The organism is Nostoc sp., from assembly GCF_036917675.1.
GTDB lineage: Bacteria > Cyanobacteriota > Cyanobacteriia > Cyanobacteriales > Nostocaceae > Nostoc.
In genome coordinates, this window is sequence record NZ_JBALCT010000051.1 from 209,409 (window position 1) to 232,702 (window position 23,294).

Consider the following 23,294-nt stretch of genomic DNA (forward strand, 5'->3'; position numbering starts at 1 on the left):
TTTTAAAAAGCTGATTTAGAGAAAATCAACTCTTAATTCGCATATTTAACTAACTAAAGCAGAAAGTATATGAAATTTTAATAAAGCCTGAGTTTGATCAAGTAGCTTCTGTAAATAAATACGTGTATACGTTCAGCAATAGATACTAATCTGACTATATGCTCAGTAGCAACTGGGCAACTACTGGCGGCTAGGCGATCGCAACTGTAAAGCTTAGACATTATCGTTGTCAGTATACACCTGCTGATTTATCCCTTGTAGCTGAAGCTGGTACAGATGCCGTTATACTTGGCGAGTTTCTAGTTAAAGAAGAAGATACTTTTTTTGAGGTTGGCGTAGATGCGGAGCGGCTTGTCGTCAGACATCGCTCCTTAAACCGCAGATGTTGTATATTTCAGTTTATTAGTATAACCCTGGACTTTTACAGATACCGGGTTGACAGTTTATAGACTGGCTGAAGATTCACAAATCTATGCGGAATTGATACCAGAGGCACTGAAGTTGATAGCAGCAACATCACTTATCAGCAAAATTATGAATACAACCCAGAGATATTTTTTACGCCTTATTTTTCTGACAATGATTGTTAGCATCAGCAGTTGTAGTTCTAACCCCACCGCTCGTAATATTGACAATGGAACGCCATCCCCCACTACAACACTGACGAATAGCCCATCGTCATCGTCTCAGACTCCCAGCCAAATTTCTAGCGTCGCTCAGTTGAGAGAAAAATCTCCTAATCAAGAATCTCCTAAGGAAAATACGCCTTCCTCATCAACTTCTAAAGCTGCCACTAGCAAAACTACCAGTGTTAATCTATATACGAGTGATACCCAATGTCAAGAACTGATTCCAGAAAAGGTTTCAGTACCAGCCGAGGAACCAGTGACAAATGTAGTGAGTAAAATTTTAGAAAAACGAGATACAAGCGACTTTAGCTTGTCTGGGTATCGTGTCAATATAAAAAATGGCATTGCTACAGTTGATTTGCGAATATCTCCTGAGTCAAAGCGGCAAATAGCTTCTCTTTCTAGTTGTGAACAGTTTGCTCTATTTGGTAGTCTCCGTAAAACTCTAACGAGTAATACCCAATGGAATATTAAAGAGGTTCGCTTCACCGAGCGAGGTGAGGATATTGTTCTTTAGAATCTGAACAGCGACAGGATTCATGCATCAGCAGTTGTGAAAACTGTGTATATTCTAGTTTATATAGTGGTATTCTTCATTTTAGCCATAACTTTATAGCAGCAATTCGCGGGTGTAATTCAGTGGTAGAATCTCACTTTCCCAAGGTGATCGTCGTGGGTTCGAGTCCCATCGCCCGCTTTCAAATCAGAACCTAAGCTAGCTATGTGATTGCTGCCGTTGGTATAGTTGCTCACAAGTTTGTTGAGCCAGACTTCACTAGGGGTCTAGAGTCTGCGGGCATCCTTACTACACTCCATATACTACAGGTTGCCGATCAAGCGCCGATGTTCAATAGACTGATATTTCTATTGGGATGGGAATTTTCAGCAGCAGGGAGTTTAAATTCAAGACCATACTTTGTCGAGGCAATTGCAATCGCTTTTTCGAGGTCGACAGGATTAACGACTCCCAATTTAATAGTATTATCAGCAGTTTTTTAACAATTTACGCACAAGCATCTAGGTACTCGCCAATTGATGGCAGCTAATGGTAAAAAACAATTAGCGATTCGCAATTAGCACTATGGCAAATTTTCTCCAACCGCCAAGGTTACGCATTGGTGAAGACACTGAAGAAGAACGACACGCCACTTGGCTAGAACTTTTTTATGATTTGGTTTTTGTAGTTGCAATTTCTCAACTCGCCCACAATCTCAACGAGGATATCTCTCTATCAGGATTGTTTGGGTTTGTAGTCCTATTTATACCAGTTTGGTGGTCATGGATTGGTACTACATTCTACGCCAACCGCTTTGACAGCGATGATGTTGGACATCGACTGCTGATTGGTATACAAATGCTGACAGCAGCAGCAATGGCTATTAATATCCACCACGGTCTGGGTGAGAGTTCCCCTGGTTTTGCCATTTTCTATGCTCTCGGTCGGATTGTGCTTGTAATAGAGTACGTCCGGGCTGGAAGACATATCCCTTCAGCGCGTCCTTTGACCACTCGCTATGCTATTGGTTTTGCGATCGCAGCCTTCCTTTGGTTAATATCAGCATCTATACCCATTCCTTGGCGCTTCGGATTTTGGACACTGGGAATCATTATTGACTTTGCCACACCCTTAATAGGACATAAGTTTCAGATCAGGTTACTCCCCCACGCCTCACACTTACCGGAACGTTTCGGGCTATTTACCATTATTGTTTTGGGCGAAGCAGTGATTGCGGTGGTCAATGGTGTTTCTGAGCAGAAATGGGATACTTTAACTGTAATTTCTGGCGTGTTTGGTCTAATTATCGCTTTTAGCTGGTGGTGGGTCTATTTTGATAATCTGGGTGGCACACCCATTCAGATAGCGCGAACACATGGAAAAGTTGGTGTTGTCAATCTCTGGCTCTACACCCATTTACCGCTAGTAATTGGAATTACTGCTGCTGGAGTTGGTGTAGAACAAATTTTGTTGAGTAAGCCAACTTTAGCACTACCCGATTCCCAGCGATGGCTCATCTGTGGTTCAGTAGGATTATGCTCTCTAGCTGTCAGCATTCTCCACAGATTTGGGGTGATCCGTTATTGCAAAATCCGTTCCCAGTATCGACTTGGGGGTGCATTTGTGCTGCTAGCGATCGCCATCTTAGGCAAAAATTTGTTACCTGTTACAGTCATTGCTCTTGTAGCTGTAGTTTCTGCTGGGCAAGTAGTTCAAGATTTGTATCAGAGTCGTCCCACTACCCGCTTAGTTGACCCATAAATCTAGCTCATAGCGCAGTGGCGCACATCTGTGCGCCACTGCGACGTATCCAGGTAATTTAAATCTAAATCATTTTTTAAAATACATCTATCCTATGGAGTATTTTTTATTTAAATAAATAAATATTTATATAGTTATTTAAAGATGATGTAATCTCAGCATTCAAACTCGACGCTGTAATGCAGATAACTCAACGCCTTGCCGTCTATCAGAGGTGACAGAACCAAGGGAGGAATGTCAAGATTAGGAGATGTACCTTTGGTCGATGAAGTCAAGTAGGTGAAATATTTATTAATATAATTAATAGCAAGTGTAAATTCAGCGTCAGGAGTCCGAAAAAATTCCTAATGGCAGGTATTTCGCATCAATCACCAAATTCTTCACCAACGGAACAGAAGATTATGAAAGACCAAGAACCATCAGACTCTAAGGAATTCGTCGGAAATCTCAAGAATGGGATTTGGCTGTTTGGGCTGTCATCCTGGGTATTTGGCATTACCGATCGCAGTATTGCTTCATTTGCGGATGGCTATCTCTCGGCTTTGGATTTAACGCAACTATTTACGGCGGCTACGTTTTTTGTGGCGTGGCTATTTTTGAAACCGACATCTAGAGTTTAAGATTGGCCACTGGTTGAGTATCAAGTCACGCTAGTCTGATAAAGATTTAGAAAGTTATCTATTTGATCGCCATAAGGGGTGCGCCACAGAATGCATAGATTCCTTTGCATTGATCACAATCAGGGTAATTCGTAAAATCTCCCAATTACCCTGATTTCTAGTTTTCAGGGGAGAGAATCAGGATCTATACCGAGTTTGCGCTACCTACCTTTGTGCCAGCATTTTGGCATGTTCTTCCAGCGTTAGTAAACGTCGTTCTATGCCAATTCCCAAACCTACCTCTGGTAGCCAAACAGGATTTACTGACAGTGATTGATACTCGTTATTGACTGTGACTACAAAAATTTTTCTAATTTTCCGGAATTGATTATGCTCAGGTGGTAGTATCTATCAGACTACCGATTTATACTGAAACTCTATAACGAACCTTCGGGGAATATAACCCCATTTCGGATTAAAAGCCCGGTCATCATGGCCGGGCTTTTGACAAGGAATTAAAAAAAATTGGGGTAACTCTGGAAAATCCCAGAATTACCCCAATTTTTAAAAGTTAGAAGTTGGGAATTGTTTTTAACTCCTAACTCCTAACTACTGATTAATTAGGCAAAGGCGGCGGTTGTCACATCGTTATTCGAGAGAATTTCTTGCAACTCTTCGGCGTCTACCGTTTCTTTATCAACCAACATTTGCGCTATTTGATCTAAAATGTGGCGGTTACGCACCAACACTTCTTTAGCGCGTGTATAGGCTACATCTACAAGTTTGCGGACTTCTTCATCAATGGCGGCGGCGGTTTCTTCAGAAAAATCGCGCTCTGACATAATATCCCGTCCCAGGAACATATTACCTTGCTGACGACCAAGGGCAACTGGGCCTAAGCGATCGCTCATCCCAAATCTGGTGATCATCTGACGGGCAACACGGGCTACTTGTTGTAAGTCGTTGGAAGCACCAGTGGTCACTTCTTCTTCACCAAAGATTAATTCTTCAGAGATGCGACCGCCCAAAGCCACTGCCATCTGATTTTCGAGATAAGCGCGGCTGTACAAACCAGTGTCCATCCGGTCTTCGCTGGGGGTAAACCAAGTTAAACCACCTGCGCGACCGCGAGGAATGATGCTAATCTTCTGCACAGGATCATAGTCTGGCATCAAAGCACCAACCAAGGCGTGACCAGCTTCGTGATATGCCACCAAGGTTTTGCGCTTTTCACTCATTACTCGGTCTTTCTTCTCTGGCCCAGCTAATACGCGATCGATCGCGTCGTTGATTTCATCCATCGAAATTTCAGTCAAATTCCGGCGTGCTGCCAGAATTGCGGCTTCATTTAACAGGTTGGATAAATCTGCGCCAGTAAATCCAGGGGTACGACGGGCGATTTTATCCAAGTCCACATCTTTGGCCAAGGTTTTGCCACGGGCGTGTACTTTGAGGATTTCGCTACGTCCGGCATAATCAGGACGATCTACCACAACTTGACGGTCAAAGCGACCAGGACGCAACAGCGCTGCATCAAGGACATCAGGACGGTTAGTAGCGGCAATAATGATGATGCCAGTGTTGCCTTCAAAGCCGTCCATTTCGGTGAGCAACTGGTTGAGGGTTTGTTCCCGCTCATCGTTACCACCGCCTAAACCTGCACCCCGTTGACGACCTACCGCGTCAATTTCATCGATGAAGACGATACAAGGCGCGTTGGTCTTAGCTTGTTCAAATAAATCGCGGACGCGGGATGCACCCACACCTACGAACATTTCCACAAATTCCGAACCAGATATCGAGAAGAAGGGTACACCTGCTTCACCAGCTACGGCACGAGCGAGGAGGGTTTTACCTGTACCAGGAGGGCCAACTAAGAGTACACCTTTAGGAATTTTTGCACCAACGGCGGTAAAGCGATCGGCGTTTTTCAGAAAGTCTACGACTTCGTTTAATTCCAACTTGGCTTGGTCAATACCAGCGACATCGCCAAATGTCACCTGAGTTTGTGGTTCCATTTGCACTCTGGCTTTGGATTTGCCAAAGTTCATTGCTTGGCTACCTGGGCCACTTTGAGCGCGACGTAGCAAGAAGAATAAGCCAACCAAAAGCAATACAGGGAAAAATAAGCTGCTTAGTGCCTTAAACCAAAATCCTTCGTCGGTTTGGGGCAAAACAGAAATATCAACGCCTTTTGAAGACAGAGTATTGATCAGGTCTGGATCGTTGACTAAGGTAACAATCCGTTTATTTGGGTCATATTTGGGTGTAACTAGTGCTGTAGAGCGATCTGCACTCAAACTGACTTTTTCTACTCTGCCTTGTTGAACTTCCTGAATAAAGCGACTGTATCGCCATGTCTCTCTGCTTTGGGGTTGTTTGTCAAAAAATGCTGTTCCCAGCGCAATGACGACAATAAACAGCAGCGCGTACAGCCCTGCATTTCTCCATTTTTTATTCACTAAGGTCTATCCTCCTGTATTTTTCGCGCGTTAGCTGTTGAGCGGGCGCTTTGCGCCATCGCTTACCGTCTCTGCTCGGAAAGGTCATTATTAAGAATTATGTTAACTTATCTTAAGTGTAACAAAGTGGCGTAGCTTTCATGGTGCAAAAAGCTCCCTGATTTGCTGAAAACTAGGATGGTAGGGATTATATTGTAGCGACCCTGTAGGCTGATGAACGGTATGAATCGGAATAATTTCTACCACACTATTAGTGTAGGCGATCGCTTCAAATCTCTGGACTAATTCGACGCTCCAAGTTTCTTCCCGCACTGCCTGCTGGTGGTTTTGTAACCAGTTTACAAGTTGCGATCGCAAAATTCCCGGCAAAATTCCGGCATTTTTTGGTGGCGTCCACCAACTGCGATCGCACCATCCCCAAAGGTTGCCTGTGCTGGTTTCTAGCCAATTTCCTTGGGCATCGACTAATATTACTTCTTCAGCATCTAAGCTAGTTTTTGCCAACCAAGCACTTAAATAGTTTCCGGTTTTATGAGAGGGGAGAGAGCGATAAAATTCAGGACTAGCAACGGCACACAAACTACCATGATTTTGTTTTTCTGTCAAATTTTGTGGTAAGAATCTGCCAGTTATCCACTCGCGTCCATCGGGAAAAAGGGTAATTCTGAGAACGGGGAAGTGTGCGAGGATAATTTGGGCGCCTTGACGCAGACGGTTCCAATCGGGTTGCTGCCAACCAAAAGTTTGTATTGAAAAAAGTAAGCGATCGCAGTGTGAGAGCCAATTGGTTAAACTACTATCTAGGGAGTTCTGATAAACCCGCAATGTTGTAAAAACAGTTGCCCCATAAAGTAACCCTGGATCGTTAATGTCTAACTCTAGGGTTTGAGAGTGAATTAATTTGCCGTCATACCAAAAAATATTATTTGTCACAACCAAATTGCTTGTTGCTACAACTCCATTGAAAAGTGATGACTTGTAATGCTCATACGCTGCATGAGATAAAACCTGTGAGCGGCAAATCGCTGAACACCAGAATCTAGACTCAGGTGTTCACACTGATGATTTTTTGCATATTCAATTAGCCACTGAAATAACTGTTGACCATAACCTTGTGACCGCTTCAATTCATCAACAACTAAGTCATCAATATATAAAAACTTTCCTGATGCTAAACACATAGAAATGCGAAATCCAGCCACTGCCACAGCTTGCTGCTCTACTTCCATGAACGCAAGTTTATATCCTTCTTTCATTTGATATCGAACTTGTTCTACAAACTTAGCCTGCTCAAGGTGACGACCCAACTGGGAGATAACAGGAAAACACCTTAATATTTGAAAGTCAGATTCTGCCAATTGTATTGACATCACTATTGCTCCTAATGATGTTGCTTGTGTTCATCTTACTTTCCAAAGCTATCGAGAGGATCGCAAGTTCACAAAACTTTCTTTTTGTTGTAGTAAAATGCTATAGCGTTTTCTAATAAGAGTGAGGTTAAGCTATACCTCACCCCAATAAAGTTGTGCTTTATCTCCCCTCTCTTTCCTAAGTAGAGAGGTTGGGGGTGAGGTTTTGATATGTACTTCATACACCTGGGAACCGTTATATGAATATCATTTAATCCTTTGGCGGAAATAGAATTTTATTAGTCCCTTCAGGAGTTGTAATTACTTTTCCTCCTAAAGCTTCAATTTCCCTAATTGCACGTTTTTGAGTTCTCTGATCAACTTGATTATTTAAAACCATTGCCCAGGTAGAAATTTGAGCATATTTACTGTTAGGATTTCGACTCAAAAATTCAGCAGTTCTTTGGGAAGTATTAGCTATAACCTGACTCTCTGCATCTGAAAAGTTACTAGCCCAGTTTGCCGCCGTTGCAAAAGATTGTTGGGCAGCTTTAGCATTGCCTAAAAATAATAACTCATCAACTCCTTTATAACGCCATACGTAATAAGACTTTTCGGGAACTGAGGGAGATAGTGATTTTAAGCCTTTTTCTGACAATGCGATCGCGCGTTCTGGCATGGCAGCATACAATGAAGTACTGATAGAAAGACTCCGATACACTGCTAAAAATCGCGGGTCACGTTTTATAATTACTTCAAAATATTCTGGACTTAAACTATAACCTGTTTTATCCCGAACCTCATCATCTCCAAAATATTGTAAAAAATCGAGATATACTAAATCTGCAATGAAGTTATCATAACCAAAACTAGGCATTTTTTGGAGAAAATTAAGACGGAGCTTTTCAGATTTTATTTCTTTCTGGAGAGTTTCTAAAGAGGCAGATTGTTTGCTATTTATTAGTTTTTGCAATTGGGGGAATTGAATTAAGCCAACTCCTAAAATACATAGACAAGCTACTAAAGGTGTAGCAAAAGCATTACGCGATAACAACAACATATTTTTCTGATTTTTATCCGCATAGTCATATCATTGTATACATAGTGATATAGGAAAAGTCGGCCAGCACTTGCGCGTTTAAGCTTTGCTAGGTCAAATAGAAAATAGGTAAACTAAAATAAATTTATTTAAATTACTAGTCTTAAGTTATACTTATATACTCTCTTTATTCTAAATGTTTTTTTTTGTACAAGTAGTAGCTAATTTATACCTATGAGAACGAAGCGCCCAAAAGCTAATTAAATAATTCTTTCAGAATTACACCACTTAGGACAACGGGGAGAACTCCTAGCGTAGTGCTGGACTTACCCGCAGTGGCTCCAATATCTATAATGGGGTATTATCCTTTGTTTAAAATAAATTTAGCTTTGAGAAATCACGACCACGACTTTTACTTTTATTTATAAAAAGCTTCTTAAATTATTAAGTTTTTTTACTTTAGTTACTTTTATTAAGTAAAAGCCTTGAAAGTTTTGACATAACCTAAAGTTGTGTCTATAGTGAAGTCTTTAACCTCTAAAATAAAATGTCATGGTAAATCCTACTGCTGAAAACACAAAAAGTAATGGTCAACCTAGCCAAAATGGAGAAAATAATAGTCAAATTGGTAAGCCAAGTAGTGAGTTTAAAAGAAAAGTTAATCAGATGAATACTAAGGGGGAAGGATTCAATATTGATGACGTTATTGATGCTATTAAAACAGCAATAGTTGAAGTTGTCGAGTTAGAAATTACCACTTGGGTTCCAGACTCATCTACTCAGTTTGAAGAACTACAAGGGCAACAAATTGCTAAACCAGGTAATCGAATGTATACCACAATAAATCTAATTGATGGTGATATAAACAATGAAGTTGGTAGTCAATTTGTTGGGAGTGGAGCATATACAGAACTTCGTGACTTTCATTTAAGTCAAGTCAAAGAAAGTCGGGAGATTATGCAAAAAAATCTAGAAACTTTGCAGAAGTTGTATGGATTTTTTATAGAAATTGTGAAATCTCGCAAAACTTTACAACAATCGCCATCCCGTCCATAGTAGTCGTTATTTTTTAATAGTCACACTAAAATACCTAGAGCATAGGAACCTGGCCAAATCTATAGGTTAATTTGCTTTAGACAAATTAAGTAAATTATTACTATGTCTAACAAAATTCAAGAACAAGCCACAGATTTGCTACAGAAACTAGTCTCATCTGTACATGGATTAGTCGATGATATTACAGCTTTAGAAGTGAATACGATGGTTGTGGAGCAAATTACTGGCGCAAAGTTTAATGCTTGGCAAGGATATGAACAGATTTATTCAATAAATGACAAAGACTACTTTGATAGCAAAGGAATTCCAAATCCTGACAATTTAGCAGAACCAGAAAAAACTCAAGCTCAAGAGCTACGCAAGCGTTATACAAGTCTATTTTCACAGCTTGAAAGAGAATATTTTTACATTCTCCTTGAACAAAGTAGTGATACTAGTGAGCCAGACCCCAGAATAATACAATATCAGGAGCGTCTTAAATATAAAGTGGAACATCAAGCAAATATTGTTCAAACTGATCAGGTATACATAAAGCTAGCTCAACCAATATTGCCTGCTCCTGCTCCTCTTGTAAATGAACAAGATAATCAAAAAAATTTGCGCCAAAGGTGGGAAGAGATTGAAACCCTTTTGAATAATAGTAAATTTATTCGTACTCTGCGAAAAATGTCTGAACTTAAAGCTGCACTTGATAGTGGTGACATTAAAAGCGTAGATATTGATGTTATTTATGCTCAAACTGTTATGCAGTTAGATGGAGATATTATCAGCCGTTACCATAAAAACCTATTTGAATTACCTGAAGGTGATAGAGATTTAATCATAAAAATACACAATGAAGGGATAGTTGCTGGAGAAAAACAGTGGCGTGGAACACTAGATTTTCTAATTAGTATTGTACAAAGTTTCGCTAAATTATCCCGACAATGAACCCTTATCAAACACATACAGATTATCAAGCTGATGTTCAACTCTCTTTCTTTGTGCAAATCCCTCAAAGCACTCCTATTGAACTTGAAATTAAGGTTGAGCCAGGACAGTATACTTTTTATCTAAATATGGCAGTTTTAAAACAAATTGAGCAAGCCCGAAAAATAGGCTGCTCTCTCTATATTCCGCCAAAATTACTAGCTTATCTTTGGTACTACAACTGCTTTAGCGATAATATTTGCTTTAGTAATAATCCTGTGCAATACAATAAATTAGTAATTAATAAAAAAAAATTGAAACCTTTTGAGAATACTTTTATAGTAAGTTTTATTAAATTATTGTGGAGTAAATCATTACAAAATAAATCGACGTTACAGCATGGACTTACTTTTAATTTTTATTATAGAGAAGATACATCAGCTTTATATTTTTGGAAAGAACAAGATATTGTTTTGCAAAGTAATATCTTATTTTATGGCGATATAATTCACAAAATTAGGAGTGATTTTATCCAAAATCCTGAGTGTTTAAATATTACTTATCTGCATTATTGGCTTATTGAACAAATATTAAACTATCTTCGGACTAATCTAAATCTGCTAGTTTGGGAGATAGCTTCTCTCTTTCCTGCTGGTTTTGTAGTTTACAATCTCTATCTAGCAAATGTAATGATATCAATATTTGCTTGGATCGGGTTAACTATATTATTTGCTACTACCCGCTATGTACTTGTTAATCAACTTCAAAGAGGTACTTCCATCAACTCTAAATTTATAAATAGGTTGATATGGACGCTGATTTGTCTCATCCCTAGCGTTGTTGTTGGTGCTACTAGTGGCTTTAGTAATGTTTATGCCTTATTATTACCGCTTTTGTCGGTTATCGCTCCACAACTTGTAGAGTGCATTTTAAGTTTTATCAGTCCGCGAGTTTGGAGACTTATTATACGTAGGTTCCTGTCGTTATGAGTATTTATCGAAACAGAATTCAGGAGTCAGAATTCAGAATGAATTCTGTATGACTGGCGGATAGCGACGCGAAAAGCGAGTCCGCGAGCGTCTGAATAACAGGGTTTAAGACTTCCACAAAACAAGAAAACTTGCTGGTCAAGAAGAAAGTCGCGGGTCTGAATCTCCAAATTAATTGATTCTGACTCCTGAATTCTGACTCCTGAATTCTTCTTCAAAACTATTTTTTAATAACTGCCAACATTGTTGAGCGATCGCCCAATCTTCTTGAGTATGAATAACTAATACCCGTACTGTTGAATCGGGTGTAGCAATATCCTTATCTACAGGCTGCTGCTGATTTTTCTCAAGGTCTATTTTCAGTCCGATAAATCCAAAGGCTTCACAGGTAGCTTGGCGAATTTCTGGAGAGTGTTCACCCACGCCTGCTGTGAATACCAAAGCATCTAATCCGCCCAAACTGGTAAGCATTGCACCGATCGCAGAACGCAAGCGATGTACGTAGATATCCCAGGCCAATTGAGCGCGGGAATTACCTTGAGCAATCGCTTCTCTCACCTCACGCATATCGCTAGATACACCCGAAATTCCCTTTAAGCCAGAAGCTTTATTTAATATCTCATCCAACTTTTCGACGGAGTAATTGCAGTATCGCAACAAATAAATCAGAATCCCCGGATCAACTGAACCAGAACGACTACCCATCATCAATCCTTCTACGGGCGTAAATCCCATTGTGGTATCAATACTGCGGCCATTTTTAATCGCCGCCAAAGAGCAACCATTGCCCAAATGACAGTTAATTAACCGCTCAGGTGGGACATCTCGACCGAGAATTTGAGCAGCACGTTGAGAACAGTATTGGTGACTTATACCATGAAACCCATAGCGACGGATACCTTGCTCTACCCACTCATAGGGTCCGGGATAAATTGCTGCTGCATCGGGTAGAGTGGCATGAAATCCGGTATCAAATACTGCTATTTGGGTGACATCTTTTAAGATTTTTTCAATTGCTTCTATACCTTCTAAAGCGACTGGATTATGGGCTGGAGCGAGGTTAGATAGACGTGCGATCGCCTTTTTGACATCCTCAGTAATTACCACACTATTTCGATAATCCTGTCCACCATGTACTATTCGATGCCCCACCACATCGATTTCTGACAACTGATCAATTACCTTGGTAGCATCATAAGTAAGTGTATGCAGCATATAGGTGAGGTGTGCCTCTGGGGAATCACCAGAGATTGATTTTTTTAGCGTTGCACCCGTAGTGGTTTTTACCTCAATTTCTGCCACACTCCGATCTTGAGTCCAGTTGATTTTGCCTTCCCAAAGGGGTTGGGCTGCTTGGGTGGGTAGAGCCTCATCTGCAATCTCATACAGACAACTTTTTTGGGTACTCGATCCGGCATTCAGCACCAATATCTTCATAGGACAACATAAAAACATCACCTGGTTTGATCATGTCACTAAGTGTAGCCTCATGCTTCTAGCCTATAGGGATAATATGCAGGCTCATTGCTGCTAGTTGGTGACGGCAGGTTTTATCTTTTCACGCAAGAGAAATCTCTTTGTCATCTATCTGGGGATAGTTTCCTAATCGATAACCACGCGATCGCCAAATTTTTCCACCCAAATGCCTCAAATTCTCGCCAAGTACCACTAGGGGCAATTACTCGTAGTAAGTCACCGGGTTTCAGGGGCGATGGTAAGATTTTGGATGGCATGAAAAAAGTTAGGAGTTAAGAATAAAGACCATAACCCATAACTCCCATAAAATTTTGTTGAATCATTTTTCAAAGCGATCGCTCCTGTCATTTATTATTAGTTATTCTCCCCCTACTTTTTTTTTCTTATTCCGGTAAACCCTCAACCCGCATTAAATCCAATTCCCGTTCAAATATTTCATCAATTGGCAACATTTGACCATCAACAGTCATAAATTTATGATCTTTTGTTGCCCGAATCAATGAACCATCTTCCAAACAATACTCAAACACCTCTTGTTGTCCGCGATCGTGCCACTGTGCCACAGGTTGCATGTAAATATTTCCATTATTATCAACGCTATATACAGTACATTCAATGCGTTTTTCTACAATTTCCCCAATCGGCAGTAATCCATATTCTACTGTCAATATTTCCGTTTCATAGGTTAAACAATATTCAGCAAACTTTAACATTTGCTCAAATAATTCATCCGCAACTTTTTTCTGAACACCATTTTTTGCTGCGCCATCCACGAATTTTTCTCGCTGCTTTTGCATCTCAGAAACTTTCTTTTTACCCATCGCCCGACGCAGCAAGTCAGCTTGTCCTAATGTATATCCAGCCATATCCTGAGCAATTTTCATGATTTGCTCTTGATAGACCATAATTCCATAGGTTTCGTCTAATATTGGTTCCAGAATGGTGTGTTGATAATCAATGTTTTCTCGACCATGTTTGCGGTTAATAAACTTCGGAATTAGTCCCGCATCTAATGGCCCAGGTCGATAAAGTGCCAAAATTGAAGAAATATCTTCTATATTAGAAGGCTTCAAATCTCGCACTATCTGACGCATTCCAGAAGATTCTAATTGGAATATCCCTTCTAACTCACCTGCTTCTAATAGGTCATAAGTTTTTTGGACATCTTTTGGGAGAGTACTATGTTCACCTTTAGCTAATATCTTCTGGGCTTTTCTCTCCTGGCGAGGAATTTCATCGGGGTCAATACGATATCCTTTAGTTTCTTGAATTAAATCAACGGTTTTTTGAATCAGCGTCAGGTTCCGTAAACCCAGAAAATCCATTTTCAACAAACCCATTGATTCCAGGTCTTCCATGAAATACTGGGTAATTACAGAACCGTCATTATTCTTCTGTAGTGGCACAATTTCATCAAGGGGATCGGCAGAAATTACCACACCTGCTGCATGAACACCAAAGGTTTTGTTAGTTCCTTCAATTCGCATCGCCATATCAAGCCAATGGCGAACATGGGGTTCTTTATCATATTTCTCTTTAAACTGTGGTTCTGGGGTTTCCTTAGAAATCATCACCTTGAGTTTTGTTGGTTTCCCCCGCACCACAGGAATTAATTTCGCCATTTTGTCAGCTTCCCCGTAGGGAATATTCAATACTCTGGCGACATCTTTCAAAACTGCTTTAGAAGTTAGGCGGTTAAAAGTAATAATTTGGGCAACTCTATCTGCACCATATTTATCAGTTACATATTCAATAACTTTATCCCGTTGTTCAATACAGAAATCCGTATCAATATCAGGCATAGATTTGCGTTCTGGGTTCAAAAAACGCTCAAATAGTAACCCATGATGCACAGGGTCAATATTAGTAATTCGCATCGCATAGGCAACTAATGAACCAGCCGCCGAACCCCGACCGGGACCCACAGGGATATTATTATCTCTAGCAAATTTGATGTAGTCCCAGACAACTAAAAAGTATTTGGAAAAACCCATCTGCTGAATCATTTTCAGTTCGTATTCCAATCTTTCTTTATAGACGGAATCGACTTCCTGGCGAGATTTACGGTTTAACCTTTCTAAAAGTCCATTCCATGCAACATCTTCGGCGTAAGTATCAGCAGTATGACCAGAGGGAATTGGGGGTGTAGGAATCTGAGGCTCACCCATAATATGGTAAGGCTCAACTTTATCAGCGACTTCTTCAGTGGTAGCGATCGCTTCGATAATCACATCATCCGGCAAATGGTCACGAAATAGCTGCTGCATCTCCTCACCAGATTTGAGATACTCTGTGCCGCTATAACGCATCCGCTTATCTTCAATAATTAGCTTGTGAGTCTGAATACATAGCAAAGCATCGTGGGCTTCAACGTCAAAACAAGAAATAAAATGCGAATCATTGGTAGCAACAAATTTAATCCCTAGCTCCCGCGCAATTTTGATAATTTCAACATTAACAATTCGGTCTTCTTGGGAGCCGTGATCTTGAATTTCTAGATAATAATCATCACCAAATACATCTTTATACCACTGAGCAACTTTCCGGGCTGCATCTGGTCTACCACTGAGAATCGCTTGAGGAACTTCTCCACCCAAACAAGCACTAGTAACAATCAAGCCTTCATGATATTCTTTTAGTAAATCTTTATTAATACAAGGACGAGAAAAAATTCCTTGACCTTGAACACCTTTAAGGTGAGAAATTGTGGTTAATTTGACTAAATTTTTGTAACCTTTAGTATTTTTAGCTAAAACAACTTGATGATATTTGGGGCGGCGTTCTTGTTTGCCAATATCGCCGTTAATTACATACATTTCATTGCCGATAATCGGCTTAATATTTTGACTACGGCAGATTTTGATCAGTTCAATAGCGCCATACATGACACCATGATCAGTAAGAGCGATCGCTTTCATCCCCAGTGCGATCGCTTGATCCACCAACTCTGGTAGCTGACTTGCCCCATCGAGTAGACTATAGTCACTGTGAATATGTAAAGGTACAAAGGACATAAGCTAATTAAAAATTAAAAAATAGAGCGATCGCAAGCATTAGAGCTACTGATCAGATACAGTTTCAATGCTAATCAACTGAACTCTAGGGGTCTACCCAGTCGCATACCCTTTCGAGCCGGATTTTAGAAAGCAATGGGATCTTAGATTAACTTGTTTCCGAAATTTTCACTTCCGAAAGTGAAGTTTTAATAGTTACAGCACTTAACCAGTATCTAGCCAATGAGTCAAACAGAGAGCAATACTTCGCCTAAAACCAAAGCTAGCCCTTGGTGGCAGCGTATCCCTCTGACTTTACAAATTGTCATCGCCTTAGTAGCCGCAGTTAGCGTCGGAATTGCCCTTGGTGCGGGGAATCCCAATCCCAGCAATGCCGTCTTAATCAACAATTTGGCAATTCCGGCTGAATTGGTGTTAAAGGCTCTCCGTGCCTTGGCTACGCCCCTGATTCTGGTAGCGGTGCTGCATACCTTGATGACTACCAACATCCCTGGTACAGCCGGACGGCGGTTGGCAGTGCTACTTTTAACTAACACTACCGTAGCTATTTTGGTGGGACTTTTGGTAGCGAATGTTCTGCATCCTGGGACTTGGGGCAATGTAGCCACCTCAACAAATACACAAATAACTCCTCAGAACCTTGACCCTTGGGGAATACTCAAAGATGCTGTACCGGAATCTGTCCTCAAGCCATTAGTTGATAATAATGTCATCCAACTAATTGTGATTGCCCTGAGTTTTGGGATTATCCTGCGGGGATTAAAATCTGAACAAATTGCCCAAGATAAGAACGGATACCAGTCGATAGAGGATGTGATCGGGATTTTATTTGAAGCGGTAGTCGGTGTCCTCAACTGGGTAATTGCCTTAGTGCCTTTCGCCGTCTTTGGGATTGTTGCCAAAACCGTTGCTATGCAAGGATTTACACCCTTTAAATCTTTGGGTGCATTTATCCTGGCGGTACTGTTAGCACTGGTATTGCAAGCGTGCTACTACCTAATTAGAGTAAAATTTGGTTCTTGGGTACACCCGCTAAAATTCCTCGCTGGCGGTTCTGATGCCTTTTTGACAGCTTTCTCAACTTCTTCCTCTGCGGCGGCAATGCCCGTAACCTTTGAGGTTTTGCAAACAAAAGTCGGTTTAAGGGAATCTTCTGCTGCCTTGGGGGCATTAGTCGGGGCAAATTTCAATAATGATGGTACTGCCCTTTATGAAGCAATGTCTGCGTTGTTTATTTCCCAACTAATTGGACAACATCTGAATCTGGGACAGCAGTTAATTGTCATCCTTACCTCGATTTTTGCATCTGTAGGTGCGGCCAATATTCCCAATGCTGGATTGGTAACGATGACACTGGTGTTCACTTCTGTAGGCTTACCTACCCAGTACATCGCTTTGCTAGTTACTGTAGACTGGTTTCTAGATCGCTGCCGCACTGCGATTAATGTCATGGGAGATATGACTGTTAGTGCTTTACTTGACGGCAAAAAGCCCCGTTCTGTAGACGAGGCTTAGTTTGCCAGCTTTTAGTTGAGTGCAGCAGCTTTTGAGATAATCTAATGCTGTTGAGGCCCTTTGGCATCACATTCTTTAGTCCAGCAGCGTTCTAGAAGTCGAAGACGCCAGAGCAATGCAAAGCGATGGGGATTCAATACCAATTTAGGATCGTGACTAAATAAGGGCTGGTTCAGATATTGCCAAAGGGGAAATTTAATCTTGGTGTGTTTTGGAGCCATAAGAACAACAAAATATTATAAACGTTTAGTGACAATACTTAACATTTTGTCTAGGAACTGCCTGATACTGTTTTTCTAGTTAAAGGCTACACTGTGTTTTTGGAATTGTCTTGGTGGCAATTGCGGAATTTTAGCAAGTGAATTTATGTTGTTTACGCTTTAATACTTATTTTACATCCGGTGAAAAGTCATACAATTTCAGGAAATTCCTACAGATATGTTGGAAAAGGTCTACAGATGTACGCCTTTACAGCCGATTCATCAGTTGCAAAGATTTTTGAGCTTGAACCAAAAGAAGCCTCGCACTCACCTGTCATGAATTATGTCAGCAATTGCAAACTGCTTAAATCACAAGTGTTTCGGCTTTTCAAGTGTGCCATTCCAATATGTACCGTTGTTTCTTGCTGATAGACACTTGAAATTGAGAACTGCCCACCACAACGTTCGAGGATTTTTTGCACAAGCTTTAAGCCCATGCCTGTGCCCTGCTGTTCGTAGGTTTTGCGTTCAAACTGCATGAAAGCACCGATTTTAGATATCTGTTCTTCTGTCATGCCCCATCCGAAATCATGCACGGAGACATTTAGCATTCCTGCCACCACCTGACTACTGATCTTAATTGCTGTCCCACTCTGGGAGAATTTGAGCGCATTACCAACTAATTCATGGAGGATAATCGCTAGATATCGATCCGATATTGACACATCAGCCTCCTCAATTGCAAATATGAAATCTTTGCTGCGATTAACACTTTCAGTATGGGATTGCAAAGCCGCTTCAATCGCTACCATTGAAAAGTGAGTTGACTGAGGTTTGATGTTTGACTGCTGATGTGTTGATAACTCTAGTTCTAAATAGATCAAAAATTGTTTGGTTAATTTTTCTAGGCGACGGGCGGATTGATCTGCCATGCCTAAAAGTTCACGGATTTCGGCACTATCCATGTCGTCAATATTTTCGATGAGTAGGCTGATGGTTCCGACAATGCCATTTAGTGGTGTATTGAGTTCATGGGGTAAACTAGAAACCAAGTTGCCGCGTAGTTGAATCAGTGTGCTTTCCAAGACTTTGATGGTACTTGCTTGAATATTCGATAAAGTTTGGATGTTGTCGTACTGTTGCTTAATCCTGAGCATTGAATGAATGCGTGCCCGCAATTCGACAGCATTAACGGGTTTACTAATGAAGTCGTCTGCACCTGATTTTAGGCAGCGAGCGAGGTCTTCTTTGGCGGTGAGAGCCGTCACCATGATGATGGGAACTGGCTGCCATTGCGGCATGGCTTTAATTCGCTGGCACACTTCTATCCCATCCATTCCCGGCATCATCAGGTCTAGCAAAATCACATCTGGCTGAAATAGCTTGAGGGATGCGATCGCCTCTTGACCACTGGCAGCATAGTGCAGCTGATAATTTTGCTTACTTAAGAGGGTTTCAATCACATCAAAGTTATCTGGTTGATCGTCAATTACTAAAATAGAGGGCATATTCATTTGTTAGCATTTGTTGCAATTAAAAGCTGTTGAATAGTGGTGGCTAGTTGCTTGAGTTTCACGGGTTTAGTTAGGTACTCGTTGGCTCCTGCTTCTAAACAGCGATCGCGATCGCCCGTCATCGCTAAGGCCGTCAGGGCAACGATCGGAATCTCAATCAAGTTAGGATCGAGGCGAATCTGTCTCATTGCCTCTAAACCGTCCATTCCCGACATTTGGATATCCATCAAAATTAAGTTAGGGTGGTGAGTTCTGGCCAGGTCGATTGCTTGTTGACCATTTGTTGCTAACAGAATGTGATAGCCTTTGGCACCGAGGTAGCTAGAAACAGTACTGATATTGGCTTCGTTATCTTCTGCTAGCAAGATCAAGGGGACATAGTTTGCGGTTTCCTTGGCAGGAGGGAAATCCAGTTTCAGAATAGCAGAGGGTTGATTACCTGCCGTCAATTCCGGCGAGAAGGGAGAACGGGGAGTATAGGGTAGCTCAATCGTAAAGCAACTGCCCACATCCAGTTCACTGGTTAGCCCCACCCTACCGCCGTGGAGTTCGACAATTCGCTTCACCAATGCCAGTCCCAAGCCTGTACCCGGATATTGACGGTTCAGGGCGCTATCGATTTGGATGAAGGGCTGAAATAGTTGTTTGATATTCTCTGGCGAGATGCCGATGCCTGTATCGTTCACGGCAATTTGCAGCAAGTGTTGCAAGCAGGAATCGGTAGTGGTGATGTCGGGGGAAAGTTGAACAACTTCTAGGGTAATGCGTCCCCCCTCTGAGGTGAATTTCACCGCATTGTTAAGCAGGTTAATTAACACTTGCCGAATGCGTAGTTCATCCACGAGCAGGTCAGGTAGATTCAGCTGAAGTTTGATTTCAACCTTAATCCGTTTTTGGAATGCCTGCTGTTTGATAAACGCCAGACTGGATTGACACAGATCAGCAACTGAAACTGAGGTGCAGTCCAGTTTAATCTGTCCAGCTTCAATTGTTGCCACATCAAGGATGTCGTTGATCAACTCCAGCAAATGAGAGCCACTGCCCTCAATGATTTGCAAGGCTTTGAGTTGTTGCTCGTTGACGATGCCAAAGACTTCCTCTTGTAGCCCTTCGGTCATGCCCAAAATGGCATTGAGGGGGGTGCGAAGTTCGTGGCTCATGTTCGCCAGAAATTCGTCCTTGAGGCGGGTGGCGCGGGCGATTTCTTGGTTAGAAATTGCCAGTTGTTGATTGCTCTCGGTTAGCTTTGCCTCTGCCTGCTGTCCTTTTGCGAGTTCTTGCTGTAATTGCTCAAAAAGACTCGCTTGCTGAATGGCGATCGCCAACTGGTTGGCAATTTGTCGCAGGAGTTGCGCTTCGGAGTCTTTCCACACTCGTTTTTCTCGGCAGGCATGGACAACCAAAACCCCCCAGAGCTTGTTAGTTTTCCAGGGGGCAACCCAGCGATGGGTTTCGCTGCCTCGCACGTCTTGTAAAATCGGTGCGATAATTTTGGACTGGATTTGACCAACGATTGAGTATTCCACCAGGCAATCCGTCCAAATATCGTTCATCACATCGGGGACAATGCGGGGCTTACCCTGCCAGTAGCAATCGAGAATTTCTGGAGACCAGATTTCGTCATCCCAGTGGCAGTCTTTGAGGGCGGGGAACTCACCAGATAAGGCTTCTTCGACAATTTGACTTTTGCCGTCAGCAAAGAGCTGGAACACGATGACGCGATCGCTCTGCATCACGTCTTTGACCTGCTGAGTCACCGTTGCCAGGATCTCGTTGATATCTAGCGACTGGCGAATTTTTTGGATAATCGCCCCCAAGGCGTGTTGTCGTCGCAGTTCCAGGGCAATTCTGGCTTCGGCTTGCTGCCGCACCAACAGTTCCGACTGGATTTGCTCGTAGAGATTCGCTTGTTGAATGGCGATCGCCAACTGGTTGGCAAGTTGTAGGGTAAAGTCAATTTCAGACTGCTGCCAATGGCGGGTTGTCGCACACTGATGGATGCACAGCAAGCCCCATAACTTATTACCGCAGAGGAACGGCATAATCAGATTGGCACGCACTTGAAACTGAGCCAGGATGTCAGTGTGGCAGGTTGTCATCCCACCGTTATAAATATCATCGACAACATAAGACCTACCCAAGGCATACAGGGATGAATAGTTTTCGCCAAAGCAGTAGTCGTGTACCCGAATCGCCACCACTGAGGAAAACCCTTCTACAGCTGATTCAGCCACAAATTCGCCCTCATCAAAGTTGGATTCGGGATTAAATTTGAAAATGCACACCCGATCGGCCTGAATCACTGAGCGGATTTCCTGGCAAGCGATGTCGAAAATGGTCTGGAGGTCTAGGGATTGACGAATCTTCTGGGTGATTTCTCGCAGTAGTTGTTCTCGTTCGACCTGTTGGCGAATGGTTTTCTTGGCTTGTTTGCGTTCGCTAATATTAAAGTTGACCCCAATCATGCTCTGGGGATTGCCCTGAGCATCTTGCACCACCACCCCATAGGCTTTAATAAAGTGAATACTTCCATCGGGATGCACGACCCGAAACTCGGTATCGTATTCTACCTGTTCTAAAACGGCTTGCTGGATCAATGTTTCGGCAAAGGTGCGGTCATCGGGATGTAGCCTGTTTGCCCAAATGTCGTAGAACACACGGGAATCAGATTGTTTCGTGACACCATACAGTTCGTACATCCGCTCATCCCAAAGGATGGTGTTTTGTAAAATGTCCCAGTCCCAACAGCCGATCGCCCCAGATTTGAGCGACAAGGCGAGGCGTTCCGATAGTTTATGGACTTGCGCTTGGGCTTGTTTGCGCTGGGTAATGTCCCGAAAGATGCCCCGCGTGGCGATCGCCTGTTCATCTTCAAACTGACAATTGATATTCCCCTCGACGCTGATCTCTCTGCCATCTTTGGTCAGGAATCTGGTTTCGATATCTAAACTGAGTGCGCCAGTAAATAGGCTTTGGATCGCTGTCTGGCAATATACAAGGTCATCGGGATGGATAACCTGGAAAATGGACAGCTGCTCCAGGTCGGTATCGTTGTATCCCAAGGTTTCTTTCCATGCCCGATTCACAAATAAAATCCGACCGTCGGGTGAAACGCTTTGGATCAAATCGGTCGCGTTGTCGAAGAGATCCCGGAGTTGTGCCTCTCGCGCTTGTAGTTCTTGAGTTCGCTGTTTTAGCTTCACTTCCAAGTCCTGATTCAAGCGATGTAGTGCATTATTTGCTACTTGACGCTGCAATTCGGCGGCGGCTCGCGCTGCAAATATCTGGTAGATGGCGATCGCTTCGGCACCTTTTAGCTCCAACGGGTTGAGGGCTTGCAGCAAAGTAGTCTGGGTGACGATGCCCAATAGTTCACCCTGTTCTCCCGTTACCGCTAACCTGCGGATTGAGCCTTGTTCCATGAACTGCTGTACCACCGACAGCGAATCGTTGGGTTTCACGGAAAAAATCGGCGTACTGATCACCGTGTCTACTAGACAGGTTTCTAGGTTCAAACTCAATGCCTGAAACTGGACAATATCTCGCTCGGTAACAATCCCCACTGGAATTTGCAGAGGTTCAGCTTGGCTGCCAGTTTGCACAATGATCACCGAACTAACGCGGTACTTTAGCATGAGTTGGGCGATCGCTAGCATGGAACTATCCAGCGTGGCCCAAATCACCTCACTCGTCATCACCTCAGACACCAGCCGTAACCGCAAAATATCCATCGGGCGGGACGTTTGGCATAGACTTGCATCAGTCACCAGCCCCACCAGGCGATCCTGCTCATCCAGGATGGGTAAGTAGCGAGTGTGATGCTGCTGGAGCAGATTAATCGCAAAAAATAAATCGGTAAAACCAGACTCGTGCAGGGTAACAAGTGGATGTGCCATCACCGCCCGAATCGCTAGATTTTCCAGAGAACGTTGCTGGGCACTCAGGCGCACCACGTCCCACTCTGTCAAAATACCTAGCAACCGCCCGTCTTCCACTACCAACACGCAGCTTGATTCTGCCTCTAGATAGAGTTCATCCAGTTGCTCATCCGCAGTTTTAGTGGTATTATCTGTAGCCCGCACGCTGATCATTTGGGCGATCGCGTCCATCACCGTCGTATCCGGTTTAACTATCAGGAGATTACGGGCGATCGTAAACTTCAGTTCTGATGGGGTGAGAGCCGTTGCGCGGTTAAACATTAATGATTAATGTAAAAGCATTTATTCTTTATTGTTCCCATTAGCAATACACAAATTACTTAAACGGCAAAATTATTAAACCTTGAG

The 23,294-nt window shown here is 42.4% G+C and carries 16 protein-coding genes, 1 tRNA gene and 1 pseudogene; 8 read left to right on the forward strand and 10 right to left on the reverse strand.

Translation table 11 applies throughout. From position 1 onward, the window contains the following. Positions 1-534: 534 nt before the first annotated feature. From V7K31_RS18995 to V7K31_RS19010, 4 genes are all read left to right on the forward strand, one after another. Positions 535-1,146: a sporulation/spore germination protein gene (locus V7K31_RS18995; RefSeq protein ID WP_335096057.1), complete on the forward strand. Its 612-nt coding sequence runs from the start codon at positions 535-537 to the stop codon at positions 1,144-1,146. A gap of 108 nt (positions 1,147-1,254) precedes the next feature. Next, positions 1,255-1,326 (forward strand) — tRNA-Gly (locus tag V7K31_RS19000). A gap of 384 nt (positions 1,327-1,710) precedes the next feature. Beyond that, a complete protein-coding gene (locus V7K31_RS19005) occupies positions 1,711-2,886 on the forward strand; it encodes a low temperature requirement protein A (protein WP_335096059.1) in 1,176 nt (391 codons plus the stop codon). Between the two features lie 401 nt (positions 2,887-3,287). Then, positions 3,288-3,506, forward strand: a complete 219-nt coding sequence (locus tag V7K31_RS19010; RefSeq protein ID WP_190729975.1) for a hypothetical protein — start codon at positions 3,288-3,290, stop codon at positions 3,504-3,506. 599 nt (positions 3,507-4,105) lie between these two features. On the opposite strand, the gene ftsH3 is transcribed toward V7K31_RS19010, so the two are convergent. From ftsH3 to V7K31_RS19030, 4 genes are all read right to left on the reverse strand, one after another. After that, on the reverse strand, positions 4,106-5,947 hold the full coding sequence (gene ftsH3 / locus V7K31_RS19015; RefSeq protein ID WP_334826665.1) for an ATP-dependent zinc metalloprotease FtsH3: 1,842 nt from the start codon (positions 5,945-5,947) through the stop codon (positions 4,106-4,108). Positions 5,948-6,085: 138 nt separating this feature from the next. Beyond that, positions 6,086-6,880 carry an aminotransferase class IV gene (locus tag V7K31_RS19020; RefSeq protein WP_335096060.1) on the reverse strand — a complete coding sequence of 265 codons (795 nt, stop codon included), beginning with the start codon at positions 6,878-6,880 and terminating at the stop codon, positions 6,086-6,088. Positions 6,881-6,897: 17 nt separating this feature from the next. Further along, positions 6,898-7,317 carry a GNAT family N-acetyltransferase gene (locus V7K31_RS19025; protein WP_335096062.1) on the reverse strand — a complete coding sequence of 140 codons (420 nt, stop codon included), beginning with the start codon at positions 7,315-7,317 and terminating at the stop codon, positions 6,898-6,900. A 250-nt stretch (positions 7,318-7,567) separates the two neighbouring features. Next, positions 7,568-8,356, reverse strand: a complete 789-nt coding sequence (locus V7K31_RS19030; RefSeq protein WP_335096064.1) for a hypothetical protein — start codon at positions 8,354-8,356, stop codon at positions 7,568-7,570. Positions 8,357-8,887: 531 nt separating this feature from the next. Between V7K31_RS19030 and V7K31_RS19035 the strand changes: the two genes are divergently transcribed. The 3 genes from V7K31_RS19035 (at position 8,888) to V7K31_RS19045 (ending at position 11,289) form a co-directional block, all read left to right on the forward strand. Beyond that, on the forward strand, positions 8,888-9,391 hold the full coding sequence (locus V7K31_RS19035; RefSeq protein WP_335096067.1) for a hypothetical protein: 504 nt from the start codon (positions 8,888-8,890) through the stop codon (positions 9,389-9,391). Positions 9,392-9,493: 102 nt separating this feature from the next. Continuing rightward, positions 9,494-10,321 carry a hypothetical protein gene (locus tag V7K31_RS19040; protein ID WP_335096068.1) on the forward strand — a complete coding sequence of 276 codons (828 nt, stop codon included), beginning with the start codon at positions 9,494-9,496 and terminating at the stop codon, positions 10,319-10,321. Then, the gene (locus V7K31_RS19045; RefSeq protein WP_335096071.1) at positions 10,318-11,289 is read left to right on the forward strand and encodes a hypothetical protein; all 972 of its coding nucleotides are present in this window, start codon (positions 10,318-10,320) and stop codon (positions 11,287-11,289) included. The genes V7K31_RS19040 and V7K31_RS19045 overlap by 4 nt, the downstream gene beginning before the upstream one ends. A gap of 171 nt (positions 11,290-11,460) precedes the next feature. Here the strand turns inward: V7K31_RS19045 and V7K31_RS19050 are convergent, their stop codons facing one another. From V7K31_RS19050 to V7K31_RS19060, 3 genes and pseudogenes are all read right to left on the reverse strand, one after another. After that, positions 11,461-12,726 carry an acetate kinase gene (locus V7K31_RS19050; RefSeq protein WP_335096072.1) on the reverse strand — a complete coding sequence of 422 codons (1,266 nt, stop codon included), beginning with the start codon at positions 12,724-12,726 and terminating at the stop codon, positions 11,461-11,463. 124 nt (positions 12,727-12,850) lie between these two features. Further along, positions 12,851-13,022: pseudogene (locus V7K31_RS19055) on the reverse strand (LD-carboxypeptidase); the annotation flags it as partial. A gap of 126 nt (positions 13,023-13,148) precedes the next feature. After that, positions 13,149-15,779, reverse strand: a complete 2,631-nt coding sequence (locus V7K31_RS19060) for a DNA polymerase III subunit alpha (protein WP_335096074.1) — start codon at positions 15,777-15,779, stop codon at positions 13,149-13,151. A 222-nt stretch (positions 15,780-16,001) separates the two neighbouring features. Between V7K31_RS19060 and V7K31_RS19065 the strand changes: the two genes are divergently transcribed. Beyond that, on the forward strand, positions 16,002-17,294 hold the full coding sequence (locus V7K31_RS19065; protein WP_335096075.1) for a dicarboxylate/amino acid:cation symporter: 1,293 nt from the start codon (positions 16,002-16,004) through the stop codon (positions 17,292-17,294). Positions 17,295-17,335: 41 nt separating this feature from the next. Here V7K31_RS19065 and V7K31_RS19070 read toward each other — a convergent pair whose 3' ends face one another. The 3 genes from V7K31_RS19070 to V7K31_RS19080 form a co-directional block, all read right to left on the reverse strand. Continuing rightward, positions 17,336-17,515: a hypothetical protein gene (locus V7K31_RS19070; RefSeq protein WP_335096077.1), complete on the reverse strand. Its 180-nt coding sequence runs from the start codon at positions 17,513-17,515 to the stop codon at positions 17,336-17,338. Positions 17,516-17,835: 320 nt separating this feature from the next. Then, positions 17,836-19,008: a hybrid sensor histidine kinase/response regulator gene (locus V7K31_RS19075; protein ID WP_442941319.1), complete on the reverse strand. Its 1,173-nt coding sequence runs from the start codon at positions 19,006-19,008 to the stop codon at positions 17,836-17,838. Then, positions 19,005-23,207, reverse strand: a complete 4,203-nt coding sequence (locus tag V7K31_RS19080) for a CBS domain-containing protein (protein WP_335096080.1) — start codon at positions 23,205-23,207, stop codon at positions 19,005-19,007. Before V7K31_RS19080 ends, V7K31_RS19075 begins: the two co-directional genes overlap by 4 nt. Positions 23,208-23,294 lie beyond the last annotated feature (87 nt).

Excerpts from the sequence above, each read along its gene's own strand:
- V7K31_RS18995 (WP_335096057.1), top strand. The coding sequence starts at position 535 with ATGAATACAACCCAGAGATATTTTTTACGCCTTATTTTTCTGACAATG.
- V7K31_RS19005 (WP_335096059.1), top strand. The coding sequence starts at position 1,711 with ATGGCAAATTTTCTCCAACCGCCAAGGTTACGCATTGGTGAAGACACT.
- V7K31_RS19010 (WP_190729975.1), top strand. The coding sequence starts at position 3,288 with ATGAAAGACCAAGAACCATCAGACTCTAAGGAATTCGTCGGAAATCTC.
- V7K31_RS19025 (WP_335096062.1), bottom strand. The coding sequence starts at position 7,317 with ATGTCAATACAATTGGCAGAATCTGACTTTCAAATATTAAGGTGTTTT.
- V7K31_RS19030 (WP_335096064.1), bottom strand. The coding sequence starts at position 8,356 with ATGTTGTTGTTATCGCGTAATGCTTTTGCTACACCTTTAGTAGCTTGT.
- V7K31_RS19035 (WP_335096067.1), top strand. The coding sequence starts at position 8,888 with ATGGTAAATCCTACTGCTGAAAACACAAAAAGTAATGGTCAACCTAGC.
- V7K31_RS19040 (WP_335096068.1), top strand. The coding sequence starts at position 9,494 with ATGTCTAACAAAATTCAAGAACAAGCCACAGATTTGCTACAGAAACTA.
- V7K31_RS19045 (WP_335096071.1), top strand. The coding sequence starts at position 10,318 with ATGAACCCTTATCAAACACATACAGATTATCAAGCTGATGTTCAACTC.
- V7K31_RS19050 (WP_335096072.1), bottom strand. The coding sequence starts at position 12,726 with ATGAAGATATTGGTGCTGAATGCCGGATCGAGTACCCAAAAAAGTTGT.
- V7K31_RS19060 (WP_335096074.1), bottom strand. The coding sequence starts at position 15,779 with ATGTCCTTTGTACCTTTACATATTCACAGTGACTATAGTCTACTCGAT.
- V7K31_RS19065 (WP_335096075.1), top strand. The coding sequence starts at position 16,002 with ATGAGTCAAACAGAGAGCAATACTTCGCCTAAAACCAAAGCTAGCCCT.
- V7K31_RS19070 (WP_335096077.1), bottom strand. The coding sequence starts at position 17,515 with ATGGCTCCAAAACACACCAAGATTAAATTTCCCCTTTGGCAATATCTG.
- V7K31_RS19075 (WP_442941319.1), bottom strand. The coding sequence starts at position 19,008 with ATGAATATGCCCTCTATTTTAGTAATTGACGATCAACCAGATAACTTT.
- V7K31_RS19080 (WP_335096080.1), bottom strand. The coding sequence starts at position 23,207 with ATGTTTAACCGCGCAACGGCTCTCACCCCATCAGAACTGAAGTTTACG.